Origin of the sequence: Curtobacterium sp. MMLR14_010 (assembly GCF_001865015.1) — a bacterium.
GTDB lineage: Bacteria > Actinomycetota > Actinomycetes > Actinomycetales > Microbacteriaceae > Curtobacterium.
On record NZ_MJGV01000016.1, the window covers coordinates 1 to 5,468 of the forward strand.

General features: G+C 55.5%; 3 rRNA genes. All 3 read left to right on the forward strand.

Annotated elements, in window-relative coordinates:
- Positions 1–96: 96 nt before the first annotated feature.
- The 3 genes from BIU98_RS02125 to rrf all read left to right on the forward strand — a co-directional run bounded on the left by BIU98_RS02125 (position 97) and on the right by rrf (position 5,467).
- Positions 97–1,618: ribosomal RNA gene (locus BIU98_RS02125) — 16S ribosomal RNA — on the forward strand.
- Between the two features lie 478 nt (positions 1,619–2,096).
- Positions 2,097–5,225, forward strand: a 23S ribosomal RNA gene (locus tag BIU98_RS02130).
- A 125-nt stretch (positions 5,226–5,350) separates the two neighbouring features.
- A 5S ribosomal RNA gene (gene rrf, locus BIU98_RS02135) occupies positions 5,351–5,467 on the forward strand.
- Together the 16S, 23S and 5S rRNA genes form the textbook arrangement of a ribosomal RNA operon.
- Position 5,468: the final 1 nt, after the last annotated feature.

Consider the following 5,468-nt stretch of genomic DNA (forward strand, 5'->3'; position numbering starts at 1 on the left):
GAGTGTCGGAGACAATTCCTTTTGGATTGAAGATTGTCAGTAGACAGTCAACAGTCAAGATCAACTCGCTGACACTTCGGTGTTGGTTGTAATTTTTTTACGGAGAGTTTGATCCTGGCTCAGGACGAACGCTGGCGGCGTGCTTAACACATGCAAGTCGAACGATGATGCCCAGCTTGCTGGGTTGATTAGTGGCGAACGGGTGAGTAACACGTGAGTAACCTGCCCCTGACTCTGGGATAAGCGTTGGAAACGACGTCTAATACTGGATATGATCGCCGGCCGCATGGTCTGGTGGTGGAAAGATTTTTTGGTTGGGGATGGACTCGCGGCCTATCAGCTTGTTGGTGAGGTAATGGCTCACCAAGGCGACGACGGGTAGCCGGCCTGAGAGGGTGACCGGCCACACTGGGACTGAGACACGGCCCAGACTCCTACGGGAGGCAGCAGTGGGGAATATTGCACAATGGGCGAAAGCCTGATGCAGCAACGCCGCGTGAGGGATGACGGCCTTCGGGTTGTAAACCTCTTTTAGTAGGGAAGAAGCGAAAGTGACGGTACCTGCAGAAAAAGCACCGGCTAACTACGTGCCAGCAGCCGCGGTAATACGTAGGGTGCAAGCGTTGTCCGGAATTATTGGGCGTAAAGAGCTCGTAGGCGGTTTGTCGCGTCTGCTGTGAAATCCCGAGGCTCAACCTCGGGCTTGCAGTGGGTACGGGCAGACTAGAGTGCGGTAGGGGAGATTGGAATTCCTGGTGTAGCGGTGGAATGCGCAGATATCAGGAGGAACACCGATGGCGAAGGCAGATCTCTGGGCCGTAACTGACGCTGAGGAGCGAAAGCATGGGGAGCGAACAGGATTAGATACCCTGGTAGTCCATGCCGTAAACGTTGGGCGCTAGATGTAGGGACCTTTCCACGGTTTCTGTGTCGTAGCTAACGCATTAAGCGCCCCGCCTGGGGAGTACGGCCGCAAGGCTAAAACTCAAAGGAATTGACGGGGGCCCGCACAAGCGGCGGAGCATGCGGATTAATTCGATGCAACGCGAAGAACCTTACCAAGGCTTGACATACACCGGAAACGGCCAGAGATGGTCGCCCCCTTGTGGTCGGTGTACAGGTGGTGCATGGTTGTCGTCAGCTCGTGTCGTGAGATGTTGGGTTAAGTCCCGCAACGAGCGCAACCCTCGTTCTATGTTGCCAGCGGGTCATGCCGGGGACTCATAGGAGACTGCCGGGGTCAACTCGGAGGAAGGTGGGGATGACGTCAAATCATCATGCCCCTTATGTCTTGGGCTTCACGCATGCTACAATGGCCGGTACAAAGGGCTGCGATACCGTAAGGTGGAGCGAATCCCAAAAAGCCGGTCTCAGTTCGGATTGAGGTCTGCAACTCGACCTCATGAAGTCGGAGTCGCTAGTAATCGCAGATCAGCAACGCTGCGGTGAATACGTTCCCGGGCCTTGTACACACCGCCCGTCAAGTCATGAAAGTCGGTAACACCCGAAGCCGGTGGCCTAACCCTTGTGGAAGGAGCCGTCGAAGGTGGGATCGGTGATTAGGACTAAGTCGTAACAAGGTAGCCGTACCGGAAGGTGCGGCTGGATCACCTCCTTTCTAAGGAGCATCTGGTCAGTGCTGTTCACCGTATGGTGAGTCAGTGGCTGGTCCAGGCGCCCGATTCGGACCGAACGTGTCCGACGGGTAGCTCATGGGTGGAACATTGACAGTGCAGTTGGGAGTGATGCTCTCGATCTTCAGTACATCGGGCTTGCCTGGTTGGAACGGGTCGGGGTGGAGCGATCAGCTGGTGCACGTTGTTGGGTCCTGAGGGACCAGGCTTCCTACCGGGTGTGGGTCGCGTCGTTGCCGGAAATGGTGGCGGGGTGGATCTGCGCTGTTGGTGGGGGTTGGGCCTGCAAGTCCTTCGTTGGGCCGCATGATGTCAGACCGTTTGGTCTGGGGGAGTGTGGTGCCGATCGTATGTTGAGAACTACACAGTGGACGCGAGCATCTTTAGATTCGCGTCATCGATGATCGTCAGCCTTCTCGGTTGGCGTGTTTCGTGACGTTGGATCGCAATTTTAATCTTTGTGGTCAAGTTTCTAAGAGCAAACGGTGGATGCCTTGGCATCTGGAGCCGAAGAAGGACGTAGAAATCTGCGATAAGCCTCGGGGAGCTGATAATCGAGCTTTGATCCGAGGATTTCCGAATGGGGAAACCCCGCCAGGCGACTTGTCGACCTGGTGACTCCCGCCTGAATATATAGGGCGGGTAGAGGGAACGTGGGGAAGTGAAACATCTCAGTACCCACAGGAAGAGAAAACAACATGTGATTCCGTGAGTAGTGGCGAGCGAAAGCGGATGAGGCTAAACCGATCATGTGTGATAGCCGGCGGGCGTTGCATGGTCGGGGTTGTGGGACACGTCACTCAGTTCTGCCGGACTGGGACGGTTACAGCGCATCATAGTCGAACCGGTTTGAAAGCCGGGCCGTAGTGGGTGCCAGCCCCGTAGACGAAATGGTGTTATGGCCGGATGTGTATCCCAAGTAGCACGGGGCCCGAGAAATCCCGTGTGAATCTGTCAGGACCACCTGATAAGCCTAAATACTCCCAGATGACCGATAGCGGACAAGTACCGTGAGGGAAAGGTGAAAAGTACCCCGGGAGGGGAGTGAAATAGTACCTGAAACCGTTTGCTTACAAACCGTCGGAGCCTCCTTAGTAGGGGTGACGGCGTGCCTTTTGAAGAATGAGCCTGCGAGTTAGTGATATGTGGCGAGGTTAACCCGTGTGGGGCAGCCGTAGCGAAAGCGAGTCTGAATAGGGCGATTCAGTCGCATGTCCTAGACCCGAAGCGAAGTGATCTATCCATGGCCAGGTTGAAGCGACGGTAAGACGTCGTGGAGGACCGAACCCACTTCAGTTGAAAATGGAGGGGATGAGCTGTGGATAGGGGTGAAAGGCCAATCAAACTTCGTGATAGCTGGTTCTCTCCGAAATGCATTTAGGTGCAGCGTTGCGTGTTTCTCGCCGGAGGTAGAGCTACTGGATGGCCGATGGGCCTCAACAGGTTACTGACGTCAGCCAAACTCCGAATGCCGGTGAGTGAGAGCGCAGCAGTGAGACGGTGGGGGATAAGCTTCATCGTCGAGAGGGAAACAACCCAGACTACCAACTAAGGTCCCTAAGCGTGTGCTAAGTGGGAAAGGATGTGGAGTTGCACAGACAACCAGGAGGTTGGCTTAGAAGCAGCCACCCTTGAAAGAGTGCGTAATAGCTCACTGGTCAAGTGATTCCGCGCCGACAATGTAACGGGGCTCAAGCACACCACCGAAGTTGTAGATTTCGCACTATAGACAAGCCTTCGTGGTTCAGTCGTGCGGAGTGGTAGGAGAGCGTCGTGTGGCGAGTGAAGCGGCGGAGTGATCCAGCCGTGGACGCTACACGAGTGAGAATGCAGGCATGAGTAGCGAAAGACGGGTGAGAAACCCGTCCTCCGAAAGACCAAGGGTTCCAGGGCCAGGTTAATCCGCCCTGGGTAAGTCGGGACCTAAGGCGAGGCCGACAGGCGTAGTCGATGGACAACGGGTTGATATTCCCGTACCGGCGAACAACCGCCCAAGCTAATCCAGTGGTGCTAAGAGTCCTAACCCGGATCAACCGGATCCCTTCGGGGTGATGGTGGCCGGTCTAACGCTCGACCCCATGCTGGTGCGGTTAGCGTATGAACAGGTGTGACGCAGGAAGGTAGCTGAGCCAGGCGATGGTATCCGTAAGGTGATCCTGGTGTAAGGATGTAGGGCTGACGATAGGCAAATCCGTCGTCTGTATGCCTGAGATCCGACGCGTACCCGTGAGGGGAAATCAGTGATCCTATGCTGCCGAGAAAAGCATCGACGCGAGGTTGCAGCCGCCCGTACCCGAAACCGACTCAGGTGGTCAGGTAGAGAATACCAAGGAGATCGAGATAATCATGGTTAAGGAACTCGGCAAAATGCCCCCGTAACTTCGGGAGAAGGGGGGCCGGACGCGTGACCGGATTTACTCCGTGAGCGTTGAAGGCCGCAGAGACCAGTGGGAAGCGACTGTTTACTAAAAACACAGGTCCGTGCGAAGTCGCAAGACGATGTATACGGACTGACGCCTGCCCGGTGCTGGAAGGTTAAGAGGAGGGGTTAGCCTTTGGGCGAAGCTCTGAATTTAAGCCCCAGTAAACGGCGGTGGTAACTATAACCATCCTAAGGTAGCGAAATTCCTTGTCGGGTAAGTTCCGACCTGCACGAATGGCGTAACGACTTCCCAGCTGTCTCAACCGTGAACTCGGCGAAATTGCACTACGAGTAAAGATGCTCGTTACGCGCAGCAGGACGGAAAGACCCCGTGACCTTTACTACAGTTTGGTATTGGTGTTCGGAGTGGCTTGTGTAGGATAGGTGGGAGACTGTGAAGCGGGCACGCTAGTGTTCGTGGAGTCATTGTTGAAATACCACTCTGGTCACTTTGGATGTCTAACGTAGGACCCTGATCGGGTTCATGGACAGTGCCTGATGGGTAGTTTAACTGGGGCGGTTGCCTCCTAAAGAGTAACGGAGGCGCCCAAAGGTTCCCTCAACCTGGTTGGCAATCAGGTGGCGAGTGTAAGTGCACAAGGGAGCTTGACTGTGAGACTGACAGGTCGAGCAGGGACGAAAGTCGGGACTAGTGATCCGGCAGTGGCTTGTGGAAGCGCTGTCGCTCAACGGATAAAAGGTACCTCGGGGATAACAGGCTGATCTTGCCCAAGAGTCCATATCGACGGCATGGTTTGGCACCTCGATGTCGGCTCGTCGCATCCTGGGGCTGGAGTAGGTCCCAAGGGTTGGGCTGTTCGCCCATTAAAGCGGTACGCGAGCTGGGTTTAGAACGTCGTGAGACAGTTCGGTCCCTATCCGCTGCGCGCGTTGGAAATTTGAGAAGATCTATCCCTAGTACGAGAGGACCGGGATGGACGAACCTCTGGTGTGTCAGTTGTTCTGCCAAGGGCACCGCTGATTAGCTACGTTCGGACCGGATAACCGCTGAAAGCATCTAAGCGGGAAGCCGTCTTCGAGATGAGATTTCCATGCACCTTGAGTGTGAGAGGCTCCCAGCAGACTACTGGGTTGATAGGCCGGATGTGGAAGCGGGGACTAACGACCCGTGGAGCTGACCGGTACTAATAAGCCGAAGACTTGACACCAACTATTTCCCTACCCTTGTGGTGGGGGCTCGCGTCCACTTTGTGGTTCCCGACAGATGATCGGGAATCAAACTGAATATTCGCTACGGCGGAGCAGTCTGAGACCAGGATCTGGTCGATGGTGTTCCGGTGGTCATAGCGAGAGGGAAACGCCCGGTCACATTCCGAACCCGGAAGCTAAGCCTCTCAGCGCCGATGGTACTGCAAGGGGGACCTTGTGGGAGAGTAGGACGCCGCCGGACT